The 19,969-nt window shown below is 40.5% G+C and carries 17 protein-coding genes and 1 pseudogene; 5 read left to right on the forward strand and 13 right to left on the reverse strand.

The window, feature by feature from the left end; translation table 11 throughout:
• Positions 1–2: 2 nt before the first annotated feature.
• Both EC846_RS16060 and EC846_RS16065 read right to left on the reverse strand, forming a co-directional pair.
• Positions 3–698 carry a GntR family transcriptional regulator gene (locus EC846_RS16060; protein ID WP_004770835.1) on the reverse strand — a complete coding sequence of 232 codons (696 nt, stop codon included), beginning with the start codon at positions 696–698 and terminating at the stop codon, positions 3–5.
• Positions 699–1,065: 367 nt separating this feature from the next.
• A complete protein-coding gene (locus EC846_RS16065) occupies positions 1,066–1,866 on the reverse strand; it encodes a sulfite exporter TauE/SafE family protein (RefSeq protein WP_123775758.1) in 801 nt (266 codons plus the stop codon).
• Between the two features lie 6 nt (positions 1,867–1,872).
• On the opposite strand from EC846_RS16065, the gene EC846_RS16070 reads away from it, so the two are divergent.
• Together EC846_RS16070 and EC846_RS16075 are read left to right on the forward strand one after the other, a co-directional pair.
• On the forward strand, positions 1,873–2,649 hold the full coding sequence (locus tag EC846_RS16070; RefSeq protein WP_123775759.1) for a biotin--[acetyl-CoA-carboxylase] ligase: 777 nt from the start codon (positions 1,873–1,875) through the stop codon (positions 2,647–2,649).
• 15 nt (positions 2,650–2,664) lie between these two features.
• Entirely contained in the window at positions 2,665–3,408 is a 744-nt protein-coding gene (locus EC846_RS16075; protein WP_123775760.1) for a pantothenate kinase, read from the forward strand.
• On the opposite strand, the gene EC846_RS16080 is transcribed toward EC846_RS16075, so the two are convergent.
• Both EC846_RS16080 and ffh read right to left on the reverse strand, forming a co-directional pair.
• A complete protein-coding gene (locus EC846_RS16080) occupies positions 3,378–3,965 on the reverse strand; it encodes an RBBP9/YdeN family alpha/beta hydrolase (protein WP_123775761.1) in 588 nt (195 codons plus the stop codon). The two genes, EC846_RS16075 and EC846_RS16080, sit on opposite strands and share 31 nt — an antisense overlap.
• Positions 3,966–4,127: 162 nt before the next feature.
• Positions 4,128–5,537 carry a signal recognition particle protein gene (gene ffh, locus EC846_RS16085; protein ID WP_004770827.1) on the reverse strand — a complete coding sequence of 470 codons (1,410 nt, stop codon included), beginning with the start codon at positions 5,535–5,537 and terminating at the stop codon, positions 4,128–4,130.
• 147 nt (positions 5,538–5,684) lie between these two features.
• Between ffh and EC846_RS16090 the strand changes: the two genes are divergently transcribed.
• A complete protein-coding gene (locus tag EC846_RS16090; RefSeq protein WP_005256228.1) occupies positions 5,685–6,494 on the forward strand; it encodes a cytochrome C assembly family protein in 810 nt (269 codons plus the stop codon).
• A 79-nt stretch (positions 6,495–6,573) separates the two neighbouring features.
• Positions 6,574–7,503: a tRNA dihydrouridine synthase gene (locus EC846_RS16095; protein WP_123775762.1), complete on the forward strand. Its 930-nt coding sequence runs from the start codon at positions 6,574–6,576 to the stop codon at positions 7,501–7,503.
• 70 nt (positions 7,504–7,573) lie between these two features.
• On the opposite strand, the gene EC846_RS16100 is transcribed toward EC846_RS16095, so the two are convergent.
• From EC846_RS16100 to EC846_RS16135, 8 genes are all read right to left on the reverse strand, one after another.
• Complete coding sequence (locus EC846_RS16100) at positions 7,574–8,575, reverse strand: DUF6160 family protein (protein WP_062846446.1); 1,002 nt, start codon at positions 8,573–8,575, stop codon at positions 7,574–7,576.
• 123 nt (positions 8,576–8,698) lie between these two features.
• Positions 8,699–11,122 carry a DUF6160 family protein gene (locus tag EC846_RS16105; RefSeq protein ID WP_123775763.1) on the reverse strand — a complete coding sequence of 808 codons (2,424 nt, stop codon included), beginning with the start codon at positions 11,120–11,122 and terminating at the stop codon, positions 8,699–8,701.
• Positions 11,123–11,151: 29 nt separating this feature from the next.
• Positions 11,152–11,877 (reverse strand): DUF6160 family protein, encoded by a 726-nt coding sequence (locus EC846_RS16110; RefSeq protein ID WP_123775764.1) that lies wholly within the window; start codon positions 11,875–11,877, stop codon positions 11,152–11,154.
• Positions 11,878–11,890: 13 nt separating this feature from the next.
• Complete coding sequence (locus tag EC846_RS16115; protein ID WP_123775765.1) at positions 11,891–14,014, reverse strand: hypothetical protein; 2,124 nt, start codon at positions 14,012–14,014, stop codon at positions 11,891–11,893.
• 244 nt (positions 14,015–14,258) lie between these two features.
• Complete coding sequence (locus tag EC846_RS16120; protein ID WP_123775766.1) at positions 14,259–15,668, reverse strand: hypothetical protein; 1,410 nt, start codon at positions 15,666–15,668, stop codon at positions 14,259–14,261.
• 286 nt (positions 15,669–15,954) lie between these two features.
• Entirely contained in the window at positions 15,955–17,346 is a 1,392-nt protein-coding gene (locus EC846_RS16125) for a hypothetical protein (protein ID WP_123775767.1), read from the reverse strand.
• Positions 17,347–17,599: 253 nt separating this feature from the next.
• Positions 17,600–18,169 carry a dCTP deaminase gene (gene dcd / locus EC846_RS16130; protein ID WP_002120290.1) on the reverse strand — a complete coding sequence of 190 codons (570 nt, stop codon included), beginning with the start codon at positions 18,167–18,169 and terminating at the stop codon, positions 17,600–17,602.
• Between the two features lie 105 nt (positions 18,170–18,274).
• Positions 18,275–18,868: a LysE family translocator gene (locus EC846_RS16135; RefSeq protein ID WP_123775768.1), complete on the reverse strand. Its 594-nt coding sequence runs from the start codon at positions 18,866–18,868 to the stop codon at positions 18,275–18,277.
• 311 nt (positions 18,869–19,179) lie between these two features.
• Here EC846_RS16135 and EC846_RS16140 point away from each other — a divergent pair, with 311 nt between their 5' ends.
• On the forward strand, positions 19,180–19,737 hold the full coding sequence (locus EC846_RS16140) for a DUF2062 domain-containing protein (protein ID WP_004770812.1): 558 nt from the start codon (positions 19,180–19,182) through the stop codon (positions 19,735–19,737).
• 24 nt (positions 19,738–19,761) lie between these two features.
• Here the strand turns inward: EC846_RS16140 and EC846_RS16145 are convergent.
• Positions 19,762–19,947: pseudogene (locus EC846_RS16145) on the reverse strand (5'-methylthioadenosine nucleosidase); the annotation flags it as partial.
• Positions 19,948–19,969 lie beyond the last annotated feature (22 nt).

The following is a 19,969-nucleotide window of genomic DNA, read 5'->3' on the forward strand; positions in this document are numbered from 1 at the left end:
AACTAGCGGCGTGAGCGTCTAGCCCAGGCCAATTCAATCTGTTTCATACGTGTCAGAGATTCCAACACAAGGTTACGCAAGTGTCGACAAAAATCTTCCATAAATAAAGCAGCTTGTTGTGATTTTCGGATCAAAATAGCATCAATCACCAGCTTAAACAGCGTAAATGACTCTTGTAGCTCCCGACGCGAGGTATTCAAGGTGAGAAAATAGCTACGGCGCAATGAAGGCAACAGTTCTTTATAAAATTGCATGAGATATGGATTTGCCACCATTTCATGTTGTTCAGCTAAATATTTAAAGATTGCATCGTAAAATTTTTCAATGTCACCCGCCCTGACGAACTCAACCAATTGATCCAGTAAAGCTTGTAAATGCTCAGCTTCATTGACACGCCAAGTTTCACTAATGCGTTGCACGATATGCCCAAGAACCATCACATTGGTATCAAATAGCGCTTTGACCTGTTGCGCCGACATTTCAGATACAATCGCACCACGTCTTGGAAAAATCTCAATTAAATAGGTACGTTCCAGTAATAGCAATGCTTCACGGACAGAACCGCGACTGACATCTAATTCTTTCGCAATGCGCAACTCTTGAATACGTTCGCCTTCAACCAGCTCACCGCTAATAATTTGTTCACTAATATATTTTGCAATCTGTTCAGAAAGACTATCAGCCTCTTCGAGATTCATGAGCGCCTCGCTATCTTTGTTATACGCATTGTCCAATGCTATTTACGCTTTTTTGTTTTAACTGATCTCACCCTATAAATTCTATATCATTGTCTGACAATTTTATTGCTTTTTAAGCCAATCGTCCTGAAAAAGCACCTATCCATTCTCAAAATAGATGAAAAAATCATTTTTTCTATTTTTATTATCAAATATTTATATTTTCCATGAGTCGCCAACCATCCATCTGATCGGAAAATAACTTTATGGAATAAATCACAAAAAATATGATTTATATTAAATCAATCGCAATTTAATCATGGATGAATACGCACATAAGCATCTTCATCCATTCTTGAAGTTCATGACTAACGAAACAAATTAATATCTACATCAGCCCTTTGTAGATGAAATAACACCCAACCACCACCAGTAAGCCTGCAAAGCATTTTTTTAACATGGCTGGCGATAACAGATGAGCAACCTTGGCACCGAATTTCGCAGTGATAAAGCTCATGACACTAATACCTAAAAAAGCATAAATATGGACGTAGCCAATGGTATTCGGCACTTCGATCTGCTCTTTGGAACCAAACCACATAAAGCCCAATGCACCTGCTACAGCGATCGGCAATCCACACGCTGCCGAAGTCGCCACTGCTTTTTGCATCACCACACCATGACGATTCAGATAAGGAACGGTCAAGCTGCCACCACCGATACCAAAAATCGCCGATGCCACCCCAATGCCACCACCCGCAGCCAGTTGTAACGGTGCGGTTGGTAAGTGTCGATTTGGATCAACCACAGCATTGGCCCCTTTAAACATCTTATAGGCCATCCAGACTGCAAATACACCGATCACCAGTTGCAAATGCTGCCCTGACATCAAGTCGGCAATACCAGCGCCTAAAAATGATCCTAGCACCAATCCCGGTGCAAGATTACGGAACACAGGCCAGAGCACTGCACCTTTCTTATGATGGGCCGTTACCGAACTAATTGAGGTCACAATAATGGTTGCTAACGATGTACCCACTGCAATATGCATAATGACATTCGGGTCATAATTCATTTGCGTGAAGACAATATATAAAATCGGCACAATAATTAAGCCACCGCCTACGCCAAATAGCCCCGCAGCAAATCCGGCAATTGCACCAATCAGCAAATATATGATTAACTCCATAAACAAATGACCACGCTACTTGTAAAAATGATGGATGATTTCGCAACCCGCCAGCTTCAACAATTATTGAACGCAAAAAATCAGTTTCCCGAAGTGGTTTTACTCAAGACCACCACGACATCAACCAATGATGATATGCGTGAAATTGCAGAAAAAGGCATTACGACAGGACTGGTTTGCAGTGCGCAGCAAACACAAGGTCGAGGTCAACATCAACGACCATGGTCCTCTCCTGAAGGAAACATTTATTTAAGCACACTGATCCAGACCAAGACAGCACTAGACGGTCGTCTGGCATTGGAAATTGCGTTAAATATTCTACAGATGCCGAGCTTACACGGTCTTCAACTACAAGTGAAATGGCCCAACGATTTATATAGCCCTCAAGGAAAATGGGGCGGTATTCTGGTAGAACCACTTTCGACTCATCAAGCCATTATTGGGGTGGGCATCAACTTAACCACGCCACCTGTGGAAAATGCTGACCAGCAAATTACCTCCTTACAAATGCTCGGTTTAGATCCAATCGACCGAATCGGATTAATTGCTGAACTCTATACCGCAATCCAACAGGCAGCCCAGTGGTTTGAACATGGCAGTTATAATCTGGCAGAACGTTTTAACCACCACGCGATTTGGCTCAATCAACAAGTGGAATTTGAGCATACCCAAGGCAAAGTTCAGGGACTATTCCAAGGTATCTCCAATGAAGGCGCGGTATTGATCAAGACCGATCAAATCCAGCAATTCTATCAAGGTCGCTTACGTCTTGCTTCAGTTTGAGAATAGGAAAAGCTCATGAAAAGTTTATGGCTTGATATTGGAAATACCCGTTTAAAATACTGGATTACACAAAACGATCAGGTGCTTGAGCACGCAGCCGAGTTACACCTGCAATCGCCTGCCGATTTATTACTGGGTTTAATCCAGCATTTTCGTCATCAGAATCTGACGCAGGTCGGTATTTCTTCCGTACTAGATTCAGAGAATAATCAGCGTATCCAGATGATTCTCGATATTCTAGATATTCCGATCATCTTTGCCAAAGTTCATGCAGAGTATGCTGGTATGAAATGTGGTTATGATGTACCCAGCCAGCTCGGGATTGACCGTTGGTTGCAAGTCTTGGCAATGGCAAAGCCAGCTGACAACTTTTGTGTAATTGGTTGCGGGACTGCCCTGACCATCGATCTGGTTGAAGGATTACAGCATCTTGGCGGTTATATTCTGCCAAATCTCTATCTGCAACGGGATTCTCTGATCCAGAATACTAAAGGGATCAAAATTCCAGACTCTGCCTTTGATAATTTAAAACCGGGTCATAACACGGTCGATGCCGTCCATCACGGTATTTTGCTCGGTCTGATCAGTACCATTGATCAAATCATGCAGCAATCCCCGAAAAAGTTAATCTTAACAGGTGGTGATGCCACTTTATTTGCTAAATTCCTCAGTCATTATCAACCTCAAGTTGAATCGGATTTATTGCTACAAGGTTTAAAACACTATGTTCAGCTAAATTCAGCTTTGAGCAAGGTTTGAAGTGCCTGCAATAACTGTGGAAATTCCTTAAAGCCATCATCTGTACGAAAATGCCCAGCCTGAGCGACCTCAATCAGCTGGGCATTGAGCAGGTTTGAAAATTTAAACATCAATGGCACAGGAATCACGGGATCATTACTGGAAAAGAAAACCAGACGTCGCTGAATATTCGCTCTCAGAATGCCGCTCTCAAACTGAGCTTGTTGAATAAAAGCATTAAATTCTGGATGTTGAGCAATCGGGTCATTAAAACCAGCAATAAAAATTCCTGCTTTGATGGTCATTTGCTTCAATTTCTGAGCCAAAAATCGTGAGAGCGCTACACAAGAAAGCCCATGTGCCACCACGATACTTCGCTCATTCAGCCCTTTTAGTTGCGCTTCCAGACAAGTTTGCCAAATATCTGCTTCTGGATGACTGGCATCTGCAAGAAATACACGCTCAACCCTAAGCTCATCGCTTTTCAGTTGTTGTTCTAACCAGCCATACCAATGCTGATCTGGATCGGCATTTTCACAATGCAGAATAAATACGCTATTTTTTGAATTATGTGACATATTTAACACTATTTTTCAATAAAAACATAAACTTAGAAATATATATTGCGCTTTTTTAATTATTCTTAACATTAATATTTTGTATCAATTTTATACAAAACCACTCAAAATATAGGCATAGAAAAAGGCGCATTACGCGCCTTTTCAGGAAGTCGATAGAACTTACTTTTTCTGGTCATTACTACCAAATAAAGGGCCCATACCACCACCGCCACCAAATTGTTTTTGCATATTGCCCAATGATTTCAGCATTTTGCTCATACCTGATGGATTCGCAAATTTCTTCATCATTTTCGCCATTTGTGCCTGTTGCTTGATCAGTTTATTCACTTCAGCAACGTCCATACCACAACCGGCAGCAATACGTTTTTTACGACTTGGATTAATCAAATCAGGGTTACGACGCTCTTTGATCGTCATTGACTGAATGATGGCTTCCATACGCTTCACTTGCTTTTCAGGATTCGCTTTTTCAATCGCGTCCTGAATACCCGCATTGCTCATGCCTGGCAATTTGTCCAGGAAGCCCATCATGCCGCCCATTTTGCTCATTTGCTCAAACTGCATCAGCATATCTTCAAAGTTGAAGTTGCCGCCTTTTTGCAGTTTTTTCGCCATTTTCTCGGCTTTTTCTTTGTCGATTTTGCGTTCAACTTCTTCGACCAAAGAAAGGACGTCACCCATACCCAAGATACGTTGTGCAACACGATCCGGATGGAATGGCTCAAGTGCATCCAGTTTTTCACCAATACCTAAGAACTTGATTGGCTTACCAGTAATGGCACGAACAGAAAGTGCTGCACCACCGCGTGCATCCCCATCAGTTTTAGTCAGAATCACACCAGTTAAAGCCAAAGCATCATTAAACGCTTTTGCAGTATTGGCAGCATCCTGACCTGTCATTGCATCAACAACGAATAAAGTCTCGGTTGGTTTCACCGCCGCATGTAATTCTTTGATCTCGTCCATCATGTCTTCATCGACATGTAAACGACCTGCTGTATCGACAATCAGAACATCAGCAAACTGAATTTTCGCCTGCTCAATCGCACGATTCACAATATCAATCGGCTTTTCAGACGCTTCAGAAGGAATAAAACCAACACCGACTTCATTCGATACTGTTTCTAACTGCTTGATCGCTGCTGGACGATAAACGTCGGCAGACACCGTCATTACTTTTTTCTTTTGGCGTTCTTTTAAGAAACGTGCCAATTTTGCAGCAGTCGTGGTTTTACCTGCACCCTGCAAACCGGCAAGAAGCACAACAACAGGTGGTTTTGCACTTAAATCTAATGTTTCATTTGCCTCACCCATCATCTTGGTGAGTTCATCATAGACAATCTTTACAAATGCCTGACCAGGAGAAAGCTGAGTCATGACTTCTTGACCGAGCGCTTCTTCCTTAACCTTCGCGATAAATTCACGAGTTACAGGTAACGCCACATCGGCTTCAAGAAGTGCCATACGTACTTCACGTAGGGTATCTTTAATATTGTCTTCGGTCAGCTGCCCTGAGCCAGTAACATTTCTTAAACTCTGTGTGAGTCGTTCTGTTAAGGTATCAAACATTGCGAAATCCGCTTAAAATGGCTAGTTGCAAAAAAATCTTTCTTAAAATAGAAAATTTATGCGTAAGATGCTATAGGATACTGTAGTTCGAAGTGAATTTATATCTTATATGGTGAATATTATTCATCCTCCTACAAAAGGTTTGACATGATCAGTCTCCCCTTGGTTTACACAATTTTGGCACTTATCGCCTATACCAGTTCATTCTGGTATTTGTTTATTCGTTTAATGTCAAAACGTACTCCAAATCTTTGGTGTTATGGCCTGATGGTCGGTTTAGGACTGGTGCTGCATGCGACTGTCCTTTCCCAAGACATGCTGACATCTATTGGGGTGAATTATGATGTATTCAACCTGATGTCCTTCACTTCTGGACTCATGTTGGCACTCAGTCTGATCCTGAGCCTGATTCGTCCGATCCTGCCATTGAACCTGATTGGAACGCCTGTAGCCGCTTTTGGCTTAATCTTGGGTTTCGCTTTTAGCCAGCCAAATCAAATTATTGAACAACATAGTTTTGGTCTGGACTTACATATCATTTTGTCTCTGTCTGCTTATGCTGTGCTGCTCATGGCAACGATTCATGCTGTTCTGCTCTGGTTTCAGGATCGAGAACTAAAAAAGAAACAAAAACGTCGTATCTGGGTGAATTTGCTTCCACCATTTCAGGTGATGGAGTCATTATTATTTGACTTGATTATTACTGGATTTGGCCTGCTTACAGCCGCATTATTGTTCGGCTTCTTTACCATTGATAACTTTTTTGCCCAACATCTCGCACATAAAACTGCATTTAGTATCATTTCATGGTTCTTATACGGCGCATTATTGATCGGACATTACAAATTTGGCTGGCGTGGACGCAAAGCAATTCGTTTCACCATTACAGGTTTTGTCCTGCTAGCAATAGGTTTTATGGGCAGTAAATTTGTTTTAGAAATGATATTAGGACGTTAAGCTTTTCTACGCTAATAAAAACTAGACAGCCTATCTGAAAATGCGTATAACGCTGTTTTCGCTTAACTAGGTAAAAATCGTGAAACTTGTACTCGCTCCGATGGAAGGTCTTACTGATCCAATCATGCGTGATGTGCTCACCCATGTTGGCAGTTTTGATTGGTGCGTGACCGAGTTTATCCGTATTACCGATAGCATTCAGCCAGATCATATCTACTATAGCTTTTGTCCAGAACTGAAAAATGGCGGTAAAACCGCAGCTGGCACGCCTGTACATGTGCAATTTCTGGGCAACAATCCTGAGATGCTCGCTGCCAATGCAGTCAAAGTGGTTGAACTGGGTGCACCTGCGATTGACCTGAATTTTGGTTGTCCTGCCAAAACAGTAAACCGCCATCGTGGGGGTTCTGTGTTACTAGATGAGCCAGAAACCGTACATCTCTTAGTCAAAGCCGTTCGTGATGCCGTACCTGCACATATTCCAGTTTCAGCAAAAATGCGTTTGGGCTATCTTGATGAAAATCACACCTTGGATAATGCCCATGCCATTGAAGATGCAGGTGCGAGCTGGCTCACCGTACATGCGCGTACCAAAGCAGATGGTTATACTCCACCCGCCTATTGGGAAAAGATCCAACCGATTACCGAAGCATTAAAAATCAATGTTATTGCCAATGGTGAAATCTGGAACAATGCCCATGCAAAAGCCTGTCTGGAACAATCTCATTGCCAAGATTTAATGATTGGTCGGGGTGCAGTAACCACACCAGATTTAACCTTATGTATTCGTCAAAATATGGATCAGGCGCTGCTGTCTTGGCCGGAACTGGTGGAACTGCAGCTACGCTTCTTAAGCGGACAATACAAGACTGAGATTGGCATGGTCGGACGTTATAAGCAATGGCTCGGTATGATGACCAAGGCTTATCCTGAAGCCCAACAACTCTGGGGACAGGTGAAGAAGATCAAACAGCTCGAAGACATCCTTCAGTACTTAAAGCAAAGCTAAGGCTGAAATTCGATTTTAAATTAAAAAAAGCGGCCTAAGCCGCTTTGGAAAACCCAAAATCAATTCAAGATTACATTCCACTCACTTTCATTTTTAAATTCGTTACGGAAGCCCCTGTCATACCAATATTTCCAATCGAAGCATTTGGTAAATTATTAAAGACACCTGACTGTTGGGCTGCATTTGAACCCAACAGGACATTATTCAACTGTAAATCAAACTTGTCTGTTGTACCTGCATTGCCAAAAATAATCCCGCCCTTATCAGCTCCCTCTGTACCATACACACCAGCATAGAAACCTTTAAGCCCAAAAGGACTACCATTATGTCCTGTCAATTTAAAGTTAAAACTTGCACCAACAGCGGTCGTTGCTGCGTTTCCAGAGGTTGTATAATCAGAAACCAGCATAATATTACAACCATTTCCTGAACCACAGATGGACTCAATTGCACCATCAAACATAATCATGTGCCCTTGCGGTGCCGCGCCCAGCTGGATATTCATACTTGGTTTATTTGATGCGAAAACGATATCGATACCACCTACACGCAACAGTTCTTTAACATCACTTTTAAGTAAAGTCCCTGCCGTAAAAATGGAATTACGTGTATAGCTACTTCCATTTAAATTAGAAAGCGAATTTGATCCTGCGGTATAAATAGAGAAAGGTGAGATTCGAAGTCCTGTAATACTATTATCGAAAGTCAAACCAATATTCGCAAAAGCGCCCTTTGCAGCAGCATTCCCCTTATCTGTATCAATGGTTGCTTTCAAGCCGAAAGTGGTCTCGGTACTGCCATTTAATCCAGACACTTTTACAGGCGCTGCAACAGCTTGTCCTGCCACCCCAGCAATCACCAGACCTGCACGACCTGTATAACCACCACTTGGCAGACCATCATTATCAATGATTGCCATTTGATTGAACTGGACATTGGACTGTACACCAATGGTCAAACCGTCTTGTCCAGTCGTTGCTGAAAGACTCTGATCATCCATCGGCTGCATCGCCATTGTTAATGGACTTAACAATAATAATGACAAACACGCTAGTTTCTTGTTTTTATTCATTGTCCTCATCCATAGACAAATGTTTAAAATATATACTACAGCTTAACATAACCCACTCACTGCACAATCACTTTATCGTTAGACAGATAAGTGGAAGCATCTACTGTTACGCCATCAAATGTCTTAGTTTCGAGGCATAATTGAAAATTGGCTGGTTAAGCGTCCACCAGTAATTGCCATTTCACCTAAACGCTGAGCACCGCCACTCGGGCCATAAAGGTTAATATCTCGAGTTCTAAAGACACCGTCAGTGGTACGATTCGGGTTAAACGTTAGCCCAGCATTAAAGCTTGCCACCCCTTCTCCTGAACTATCTCGACTGATCTTAATGGCGTTGTTAAACGCAACATCACCCTGAATATTATCTAGACCTAAAGTTGAACCATCCACAGGATCACTGATTTGAATCGTGTTATTGCTTGCTGCATTTAATTTAAGATCACCGACAATATTCAAGGCATTGCCTGTGCCATCCGTTTTATATTCGTTATTTGGAATAAGGGACAGATTCATATCTCCACCGATACGAAGTTTTAAACCAAATAAAACATCATTACTCAGTGCAAAGTTATTATTTGGTGAAACACCACCAGTATAAGTTGCACCTGGTAAATAACCCGCGGCGACTTCTGCTGCCATCACGATGAGCATATCTTTGAGAGTTGCGTTAAAACTGCCATTTTCGAGGCCGAGACTTCCCGTTCCTTTTAATAACATATCAATATTACGCAATCCCATGTAATAATTTCGAGCACCATCAATTACCAGAATAGAAGTGGTTTTATTTCCCAAAGCCTTGTAGTTGCTATCACGATCTACACCTGTGGTACTCATACCCAATGAAAAACCTAATCTTGGCGTTTCACCAGTGCTTCCAACACTATGTTTCACACCATTTTTATCAAAATAGAAAGCCTCATTGGCATTCACCTTAGTCCCATACATTGCCATATTGGCATTCAGGTTATAAAAAGGTAATGCTAAGCCCCAGTTATTATCCGTGTGATTGGTGATTGGTTCATATCCACTTTCAGGATTACTGGTTGCACTGTTGGTAAAACGTCCACGTCGAGAAATTGCCTGAAACTCGGCGCCCCGAATTGCCACAAGCAGACTATAAGGATTTGTGGTACCTGTTTGGGTATGAAGACTTTGCGTATAGTCCACATCTCGGGTTAAGAAACTACCATTACCAAATTTAGAAGTCTGGAAAACATAGTTTGCTGGTAGAAATACCGAACGGGCATCAACCAGATTAATATAGACATTCCCTGTATCAAATGAGCCTCGGCTACCTAACTGTAAACCCGTTAAATTACCGAATTCAAAACCATAGGTATTTAATCCAGCACCGCCAATTTCTAACGTTGTCGCCTTTCCGTCACTCCCCAACATGGAGTCATTATCTTTAGTAAATTCAGCCTTCATACGGAATGCAACGCCAGTTTTCCCCATAATGGCATTTCCGTCAGTGGTGCTGCCGAGAATATTGGTTCCCTCAGGATTGCCATAGCTGCTTCCATAAGCAGGATTCGCTGCATTACTTGCATTGATACCACGTAACTGTAGAGAACCATTAATCATACGACCATTGGCTCCGACACGAATTAAACCTTTAGCCTTATTATCAGGACTGGCTTGCTGATTTAACGGTGTATTGGTTGCATCCAGCGTATAAGGAGAAGCTGGATTTGCTTTTTTATTCAATAAAAACTCTAAATTTAATCCAGCATTGGTCGCTACGCCTCCATCTGCGTAGGTTCCAGCTGTAACATTGCCAGTATCTTTAACACGCGTAAAATCGACATAACCATAATCAGTCGTCGGTGTCTGGGTCAATGAAGCATTTGCTGCATTGCCAGTAAGTAATGCATTATTGGTTTGTAGCTTGATCCCTTCAACAGAATCGACAAACATCACGCCTTTACCCAAGAAGTTAAAATTCAGATTTTTCAGAACCAGTTGATTCAACTCATTATTTGAAGTCTGACCCAAATAAATATTGGCATTTTTAAGGCCTAACTCTAACGAAGCCTGACTACTTTTACTAAACAGTCCGTCCGTCGTTTTAAACTTCAAGTCCAGTGGTGATGTTGTTTGAATGGCTAAATTACCAATATCACTACTACATCTATTGGTATCGCAAATCTGAAATGAATCAATCGTAATAAGAGACGGATTTGAGGAAAGCTCTATGTCTAGACCTGTTTTATTGCCATTGCTACCAGTATTCAGCTTATAGGTTGTCCCAAGCGGATTGCCTAACGCATTTTGCTGAATGTTAAAATTATTAGCGACTGCTTTTAAGGTCGTGCCCGCTGCATCAGAACTTCCTCGTCCTGCGTCATCCTGCCAAAAAAACTGATCTACATGGATCTTGTCATAGGTGGTTTCAATATGAACACCATCTTGTCCATTTACACTACGTAAGGCACTATCATCCAACGCTTGTAAGGCATAAGCAGAATGACTAATAAAAAAGATACTTGCAGCTAAAGTATTGAGTGCAAAACTTATATTCCTAGCATTTTCATTATTTTTTTTCATCGCTTCAATCCTTTGAAATTTATATCCGGTTAGCAACGTGGATGGCTTGCATCGCAAGAAAACATCATTACATTTCCTTGAATCGCCAAATTACCATTCATTTTTAACCCCATAAATCCCGTTTCTTTATTACGGTCATACACAGAAGGATGATCTGCAGCGTATGTCGGTGCTTTTAAATAGCCATAGCCACTTGCTGGCGGTGTAGTCGGATTATTCCCTTCGACCAGCTTTCCATTATCATAGTAACTGGTAAAATCATCTTGCTCGATGGCAAGAGCATTAAAACCAAAATTACGGATCAAAATCGGCTTGGTTGGGTCAAAGCTTAATTGCATTGCTGGTTTAGTTCTTGCAGCTCCGCCATCATCGTTATAAATCAGGTCGACACCATCCAGACCTAACTTTTGCAGATCAATGGTTCCTTGTATCCCTTTAAAGACCAACCAGACTTTATTTGCTGGATTGGCTTGTGTCGGATCACTGACAGGTTGATTGCCATTTCGGACAAAACGTTTATTGACCGAAATCCCAAGATGACAAAAGGCCAAGTTTTCACACACACCACCCAGACCATTATCAAACTCGTATTTTCCAGTGGTACTGTTATAAATCTGGTTCAATGATAATTTGATAGATAAATCTGCCCCTGCCTGACCTTCAACAGCCTGTAAAGCTTCATTATCCAGACTTTGTAATTCGGCATGTGTTAAAGTTGTGGCTAATACAAGAAGTAAAGTTGTGATTTTTTTCATCGTATTACTCCTTTTATAGTCCAGTTGTCGTAATTTTAAGATGCTGAATCAAGACACCATCAATCACAGCCGACCCCATATTATTGATTGGCGAAGCAGTATTTAATTTATAAGTATTAATATCCGCATTTGGTGTAGTTGAATACCAACGTCCATCTACAATACGTGCATCAGGTAATGCTCCAGTATTTGGAACCACAAATTTTTGATTATTATTCCCTGCATCTTGGCGTGTATAACCTGCATTTAAAACAGATGGATCATAAAGTGATGTACTATCAATGTTGACCCAGTTTACGCCGCTGGTTGAATCAAATCTCAGACCATAATCCCTATTATTTCCTGTAGTACTACCACTACTCGTCCGATATTGCCAACGATAACCACTACAAAGAAATCCACTACAGCCAACACTGGTCCGTTGCTGATTTTGTAACTGATAGAAATACTGATCTTTTGATACTGTGCCTGAGTTTAAAGACCCAAAAGAAATACCAACTGCATCCTGAGTACTATTCCCTTTAAATGCCTGAAGTGTTTTACCACCGTCATTACTATAGACAGTACCAATACCAATACTACTGTGTGTAGCATTTGAACCCTGATAAGTTTTTCCACCCAAGCTGATATTGCTACCACATTGATAAACGTTACAGGTAGACCCTTTATAACTCGTATCTGCGCCTGTGTAATCGGTATAGATTTGCTTATAAATACTTTCTTTATTCGGAATACGTGCAACTTCCAAACTAAAGTTCTTACCATCTGAACCTAAAATCACAGGCTGATATAAATTACCCAACACTAGATTGGTATTTAGGTTATAAATAAAAATCCCTTCATTTGCATCAAAACTAGGTGCATTGCCACCTTGAATCGCAGGTGTTGATAAATTCGCAGTATCTGCTGTCTCTCGAGTACTTAAACGGAGTACACGATCATTTAAGCCTGTTGGTGCAGTCCAGTTACCCGTTGATGTTATTTTAGTGGTCTGGCTACGGATACGATATTCCGTCACGCCTGTTCCACCAGGGTTACTGGTTTCTTCTGGGCTATAACGAGGTGTCCAGATGTCTGTTCCTGACCCACAAGCGGTGCAAGTTTGACCAGCACTCAGCGTAGGCAAAGTATCTGTTTTTGTAGAAGTGGGCGTATTCATAACCATGCCCGCTTTTAAATTGGCGCCATCTCCACTATTTAAACGGAAAATACCTGATATACCCAATGTGTTGTTATAAAAAGGACTTAAGCCCCCCGTGCTGCCCGCACCATTTAAGGTCTGGAATATTTTTACATTACTACCATTTAAACTAAAGCCATTCCATATCCCTTGTAAACGCAGACGATTCGCACGAGTAGGATCAATACTCGTGCCGACTAAACCAGCATTATTTCCATACTGGAACTGGTCTGCGGCACCATCCGCTTTATTTGGATTGCGAACAAAGGCATCTGCCCATAAGCCAAGTTTTAAGTTATAAGCATTTGCACCAACAGGATCCGCCCCTGTTTTAATCACAGTGGGAGCACCCGTACCTGTTGTATTATCATTATAATATTCATACAAAGGCGCTTCTAAAGCCATGTAGGTGACTTGCCCTGTATCGGTATTCGGTGTACTGCCATCTGGCGTAAAGGTAGGAACATTGGCTTGCGACTGAACTTTTAAGATCCATGGATTACTTGCCGATCCCCAGCTACTAATTGCATTAATCGCATTTCCGGCAGTATTTAAACCTACACGTTCATTATTATTGGTTGAACGACCTGCATTTGAGGCAGAAAGCGCCAATCCGTATAGAAATAAATCGGCTTTACCTACTGCGCGGTCTCCCGCATCTACACTACCACTTTTATTTGTATCTGTTGCTTCAAGGGATAAAGGCCCGACTGGAACATAGTTAATGTAACCAGTATCTAATTGACGATTAAGTAAATCTGCGCCTGTTGTCGTATTTTTTTCACCCTGAAAAATCATATATGTATTTTGTGGGAGTAGCGCGATGCCTTCACCTGTCGTTTGGCTTAAACCTTCATCGGAGAGTTCTTGTAATGCAAAAGCAGATTGACTGATACATAGTCCAATAAAACTTGCTAAAACAGTCTTTTGAAATGAATCCATATGGAGTATAGCCATCTTGACCTTCCTAAATACCCGATGCTCCGCACCTACGTTATATTTTTTCTTTCATCCTTCTGAGTGATTTAAAAACTGCTTCCTAGCATCACTCAAGCTATAGACGAATCATGTCTATCTCATCACAATTTATTATGCCGAATAATTACACAAATGCAAAACAAACTGGCTAAATGTTACATTTTTCCGATGAGTGTATAGATGAAAAGCAGCCTGAGCTGCTTAAGTTATTTTCCGAATTAAACTAACAGAACTTCAAAGTACCATAGCAATTCGGCGTAAATTTTTGAGTGGCTAGTTCTAAATTCGTCAACGCCATTTGTGGGCGGGTTGCATTGATTAAATCAACTGTACCAACAGGAATATCACCTCCAAATAAGCAATCTCCTGCAAGATTATTACCACATTGAATTCGCCCTTTATCCGTTTTTAAATAGTTACTCACTTGTCTAAATGCTTCATTGAGAGTTTCTTTAGGAATATCAACATTAAAAGTAGGTTGAATAAATCCGATATCGATTGGATTGGTAAATTCAAGCCACCAGCCATTTTGAGAAATAGATGTATTCTTCGTCCATTGAATATTTTGAGACTGTAAAGAAAGTGACGCTGCTGTGCCGTTTAGATTCGCTTTATGGAAATAACCTAAGTCCTCACTAATCGCCACATCAACCATTAAATTTTGAATCACCCCAGTTACATTCTTATTGTTTAATGGAACATCAACAAAGCCTAATGCTCTAGCAACTGCATCAATAGTTCCAGTTAAAGCAATATCTCTAACTGCAGCAGTTGCCGTTAAATTCGCACTAGTTATACGTTTTCCTGTAATTTCTTGCTGTTTTAAAGTTAAATCACCTTTTAAAACATTACTACCGCTCGATTTATCACGAAGATTTAAGTTATAAGCAGTTGTTGTAAATGGAATATTTCCAATGCCAAACAATGTACAACATACTTCGCCAGAAATAGCATTATATCCATCTGACTGTTTTAATGTGCCTTTTGCTGCCTCTCCTGCAACTAGACTTGTTCCAAATCCATTTACATTGGCAAGACCTGTTGTCGCGGCAATCTGCATATATCCACTGAGTGAGTTAATGCCACTTTTAGCCGCGCCATTTTCCAGTCCAAATGTAATCAGACCAAATGCTTTTTCTGCACTTAAGTTCAGCCCAACAATTTGACGTGTCGAAGCTTTATCCGGATTCTTGATCGCAAATTCAATAAATGGATTGGTAAGAACTGCAGATGAGCCTGCACGTGCGGCACGGTCCGTCGCACTATCGGTATTGGATGTAGCAGAGTTGCCTAAACCACTCAAACTCAAATAATCAATATCAATATCACAACCGCCAGCGCCATTGACACCACCACAACCCAACTGAAGTTTTTTAATATTGACGTTGAGTTCCATTTCAGCTTCTAGGCCTAGCTTATAGAAACCAATGGTTTTATCTCCACCAGCGCGCTTTGCTTCCTGATTTGCCAAATCAGTTGGTGCGACATAAGACAAACTCATCAATGCTTGACCTGTTGTTGCTGACAATTCACTATCGGTCATACTTTTCATAGTATGCGGAACTGCATAGGTCACATTACAACACCAACTCATTACCCCTAGAAAAAATATAGATGAATATCTATTTTTCATCACACAATCCCTTTATTTTCTAAAACTTAGATGAATTAACCATCAATATAAGTTTTACTTATAGGCAAATTATCAACAATTCTGCCTCCCCCATACGCAATATAATCAAAATATTGTTAAATAATAAGAAACTTCCGATGAAACTCTCCAATATTTAATTTTTGGTCTATTAAAGGGGTATCCTTTTTTATAAGTTTTTATTTAAAACAGCACGTACAATATTAGAGTAATAAATGAATAGACAAATAAAAAGCAGCCGTAGCTGCTTAAATTTTTTAAGATAAAACTAGCAGAACTTCAAAGTACCATAACAGTTCGGCGTAAATTTTTGAGTGGCTAACTCTAAATTCGTCAACGCCATTTGTGGGCGGGTTGCATTGATTAAATTCACAGTCCCTGTTGGAATCGTATCACCCAAAAGACAATTTAATACTCCAAATGTTCCACAATTAATCGGATGATCTGTCAAATATTGAGATACTTGTGAAAATGCTTCATTGAGCGTGGCTTTAGGAATGTCAACATTCAAGGTAGGTTGAATAAAACCAATATCGATTGGATTACTAAACTCTAACCACCAGCCATTTTGTGAAACAGATTTATTATTACTCCATTGAATATTCTGTGATTGTAACGAAAGTGACGCTGCTGTCCCATTTAAATTTGCTTTATGGAAAAAACCCAAATCTTCACTAATCGCAACATCGACCAGCAAATTCTGGATGGTACCTGTTACCTGTCTATCCAGATTTAACCCGATCGCTTTTGCCACAATATTCCCACTTAGGTCAATATCACGTACCTTTGCAGTAGCAGTTAAATTAGCACTGCTAATTCGCTTTCCAGTAATCGCTTGTTGCTCTAAGGTTAAATCACCTTTTAGAATATTACTCCCCGTTGCTTTATCTCTAAGGTTGAGTGCATAAGAGGTTGTTTCAAAGTTAATTGTAGGTACGCAAAGAGCTGGAAGACTACATACCTTACCTGTAATCGGATTATAGCCATCTGACTGATTTAAGGTTCCTCGCCCTGCTTCCCCAGATACCAAACTGGAGCCAAACCCGTTTACATTGGCAAGACCGGTTGTCGCAGCAATTTCCATATAACCACTGAGTGAGTTGATACCCGTTTTTGTCGGGCCATTTTCTAGACCAAAGGTAATTAAACCCAAAGCCTTCTCTGCGCTTAAATTTAGTCCAACAATTTGGCGAGTTGAAGCTTTATCGGGGTTTTTGATTGCAAATTCAATAAATGGGTTGGTGAGAACTGCAGATGAGCCAGCACGTGCTGCACGATCGGCCGCGCTATCGGTATTGGAAGTTTCAGAATTACCTAAACCACTTAAACTCAGGTAATCAATATCAATATCACAACCGCCTGCCCCATTCACCCCACCACAGCCTAACTGAAGCTTTTTAATATTCACGTTCAGTTCCATCTCAGCTTCTAGACCTAACTTATAGAAACCGATGGTTTTATCTCCCCCAACGCGCTGTGCTTCTTTATTGGCTAAATCAGTAGGTGCGATATAGGACAAGCTCATCAATGCCTGCCCTGTCGTTGCAGACAGTTCACTATCCGTCATGCTTTTCATTGTAGTAGAAGTTGCATATGCCGTACTTAAGCAAGAGCCGCCTAACAAGAGCATTGCCAAATGAAGAGACTTGAACTGTCGCATAACCGACCTCCGTGTTTAAAACATCCATACATGTTTATTTTTATCGCGTATTTATATGATCACTATAGATTCCAAATCTATATTTTTTCTGTGATTCTGTACAAAAAAAAATCAAATTTATTAGATTGTATCTTATTTTTTTTAAAATGCTAGGTTCATTTATCTGAACTATTTAACCGATAAAAAAATTGAATATTTTTAAAGTATTTAGATGAAAAAAAACTCACCGCAATTGGGTGAGTTTTTTTAATATTTAGGTCTTCGGCAATGTCACACCAGTTTGACCTTGGTATTTACCGCCACGATCTTTATATGAAGTTTCACATACTTCATCACTTTCGAAGAACAACATTTGTGCAACACCCTCGCCCGCATAAATACGCGCTGGCAAATTTGTCGTATTCGAGAATTCCAGTGTAACGTGACCTTCCCACTCTGGTTCTAACGGCGTAACGTTTACAATAATTCCGCAACGTGCATAAGTTGATTTACCAAGACATACGGTTAATACATTACGTGGAATACGGAAATATTCAATCGTACGCGCTAAAGCGAATGAGTTCGGCGGAATGATACACACATCAGACTCAATATCGATAAAGCTTTTATCATCGAAGTTCTTAGGATCGACGATTGCCGAGTGGACATTGGTAAATACCTTGAACTCACGTGCACAACGGACATCATAGCCATAGCTCGATACCCCGTAAGAAATCAACTTTTCACCGTTTTTATCAAAACGAACTTGATTTTCCGCATAAGGTTCAATCATGCCGTGTTTTTCGCTCATTTCACGAATCCAACGATCAGATTTTATAGCCATGACTTTTTATCCAAAGACGAAGTTAATAATTGGCGAGTACTTTAACTTAAAATGGTATTAATGAAAACAACACCTCTAGCGTTAGCATCAATAGAGGTGTGAATTTTATAAATTGCTGAGCGCTGAATAGCTAATCGGGATCGCAAAACTGACCAGCACGATACATGCGGTACGTTGTAATTTCGCTTGAGAGAGCCAGTTCACCTTATTGGTTGCCAGCATGGCACCAACAGAGATCCAGAATAAGGCTATCGGAAGAATAAGCCCGACAAATGTGCTCATGTGTGCCATATAAATGTCCTGACTTTTCCATGCAGCAGCAGGAAAAATAGCTGAAGCAAATAATAAAGCCTTAGGATTGAGCAAGGTTGCACAAAGCAATTCTTTAGGGCGAATGGTCGGTTGGTTTAAAACCACGTCCTGATTTGCTGTACGCCACAACTTTATTGCAAGAAAAACGATATAAGCCGCACTCAATAATTTCAAAAAGGTAGGTAATAAAGGTAAAGTCACTGACACTTTGCCAATCAGCATGCCCCATGCGGTAATGGCAATAATATAACCGACAGCTTCCGCTGGAATAAGCAGTAAAGATTTACGTAATCCGACCTGAATCCCTGAAGATGCAAGTAAGGTATTGGTTGGACCAGGAGTCAGCAGAATGGTTATCACTAAACCAATAAAAAACCATGAAATCATTGAATGACCTCACTAAGAGAGATTTTCAGATTAATCCAATTACACAGCTATAGCAAAAAAATAACTGTAAGGACTTATGACTAAACCCTACATAAGTTTTTATTTTATTTATATTTTTTAAATTACAAGTAGCACTAACTCAACAGTCACGGGCATAAGTGTGGATATTTAAGATTCAAATTTTAGAGACCGCTTGATTATTGTCTCAACCACCCTCAAATAAGCAAGGACATTATTTTAAGTTTTTGCTAAGCAATTAATGTTATTTTATGCGCTACTCCCTTCTCTTTCTTGTTACCTCTCCATGATTTATGCCTAAGCAATTTTTTCATAAGTGGCTGCCTTCTTCGGAAAAAGTCGCTCGTCTAAAATTTATGAAGATTTTTGGTGAACGCACCTTAAATCCATTGCTTTGGTATGTAAATCGCCGCTCTATTGCAAAAGCCATGTTTATTGGTACTTTCTGGGGCATTTTACCTGTTCCGTTTCACAGCGTGTTTATTATCCTGACTGTGCTCTGGTTTGAGGTCAATTTACCGATTGGATTGTGTATGGCGTGGTTAACCAATCCCTTTACAGTCGTACCGATTCTTTATTTAGGGTTCTGGTTTGGTAGTAAGATTTATCACGTCAATATGATCAATAAAGACATGTTGCTGGGGGTTTTACATCAAATTCTAAACTGGATCAAAAATTTTGGGCATGGGCATATTGATTTTAGCCTTGCCAAAATTCTGGTTTCAGGGCTTATGATTGAAGCCATTTTATTTGCGGTTTTATTTTATGCAGCGACACACTTACTTTGGCGTTGGAGTGTAATTCGAAGCTGGAAAAATCGTGAGAAAGAGAGAAAAGAAGAAACCATCTAAATGGTTTCCTCTCAACAAGAATATTTATTTCGCTGCTGCTTTGGCTTTCATATATTGCTCAGCCACATCAAGTGTGTATTCCTGACAGGCTTCACCTGTCGCAGGGTCATAGGCACCATTATTGGTAATGTTATTGGATAAGATACGAATGCCGAGGAATGGTACTTCGAATTGATGTGCAATCTGTGCCACTGAAGCAGTCTTAGCATCCATTAATACATCAACTATTACA

Source organism: Acinetobacter sp. BIGb0102 (assembly GCF_003815055.1).
GTDB lineage: Bacteria > Pseudomonadota > Gammaproteobacteria > Pseudomonadales > Moraxellaceae > Acinetobacter > Acinetobacter vivianii.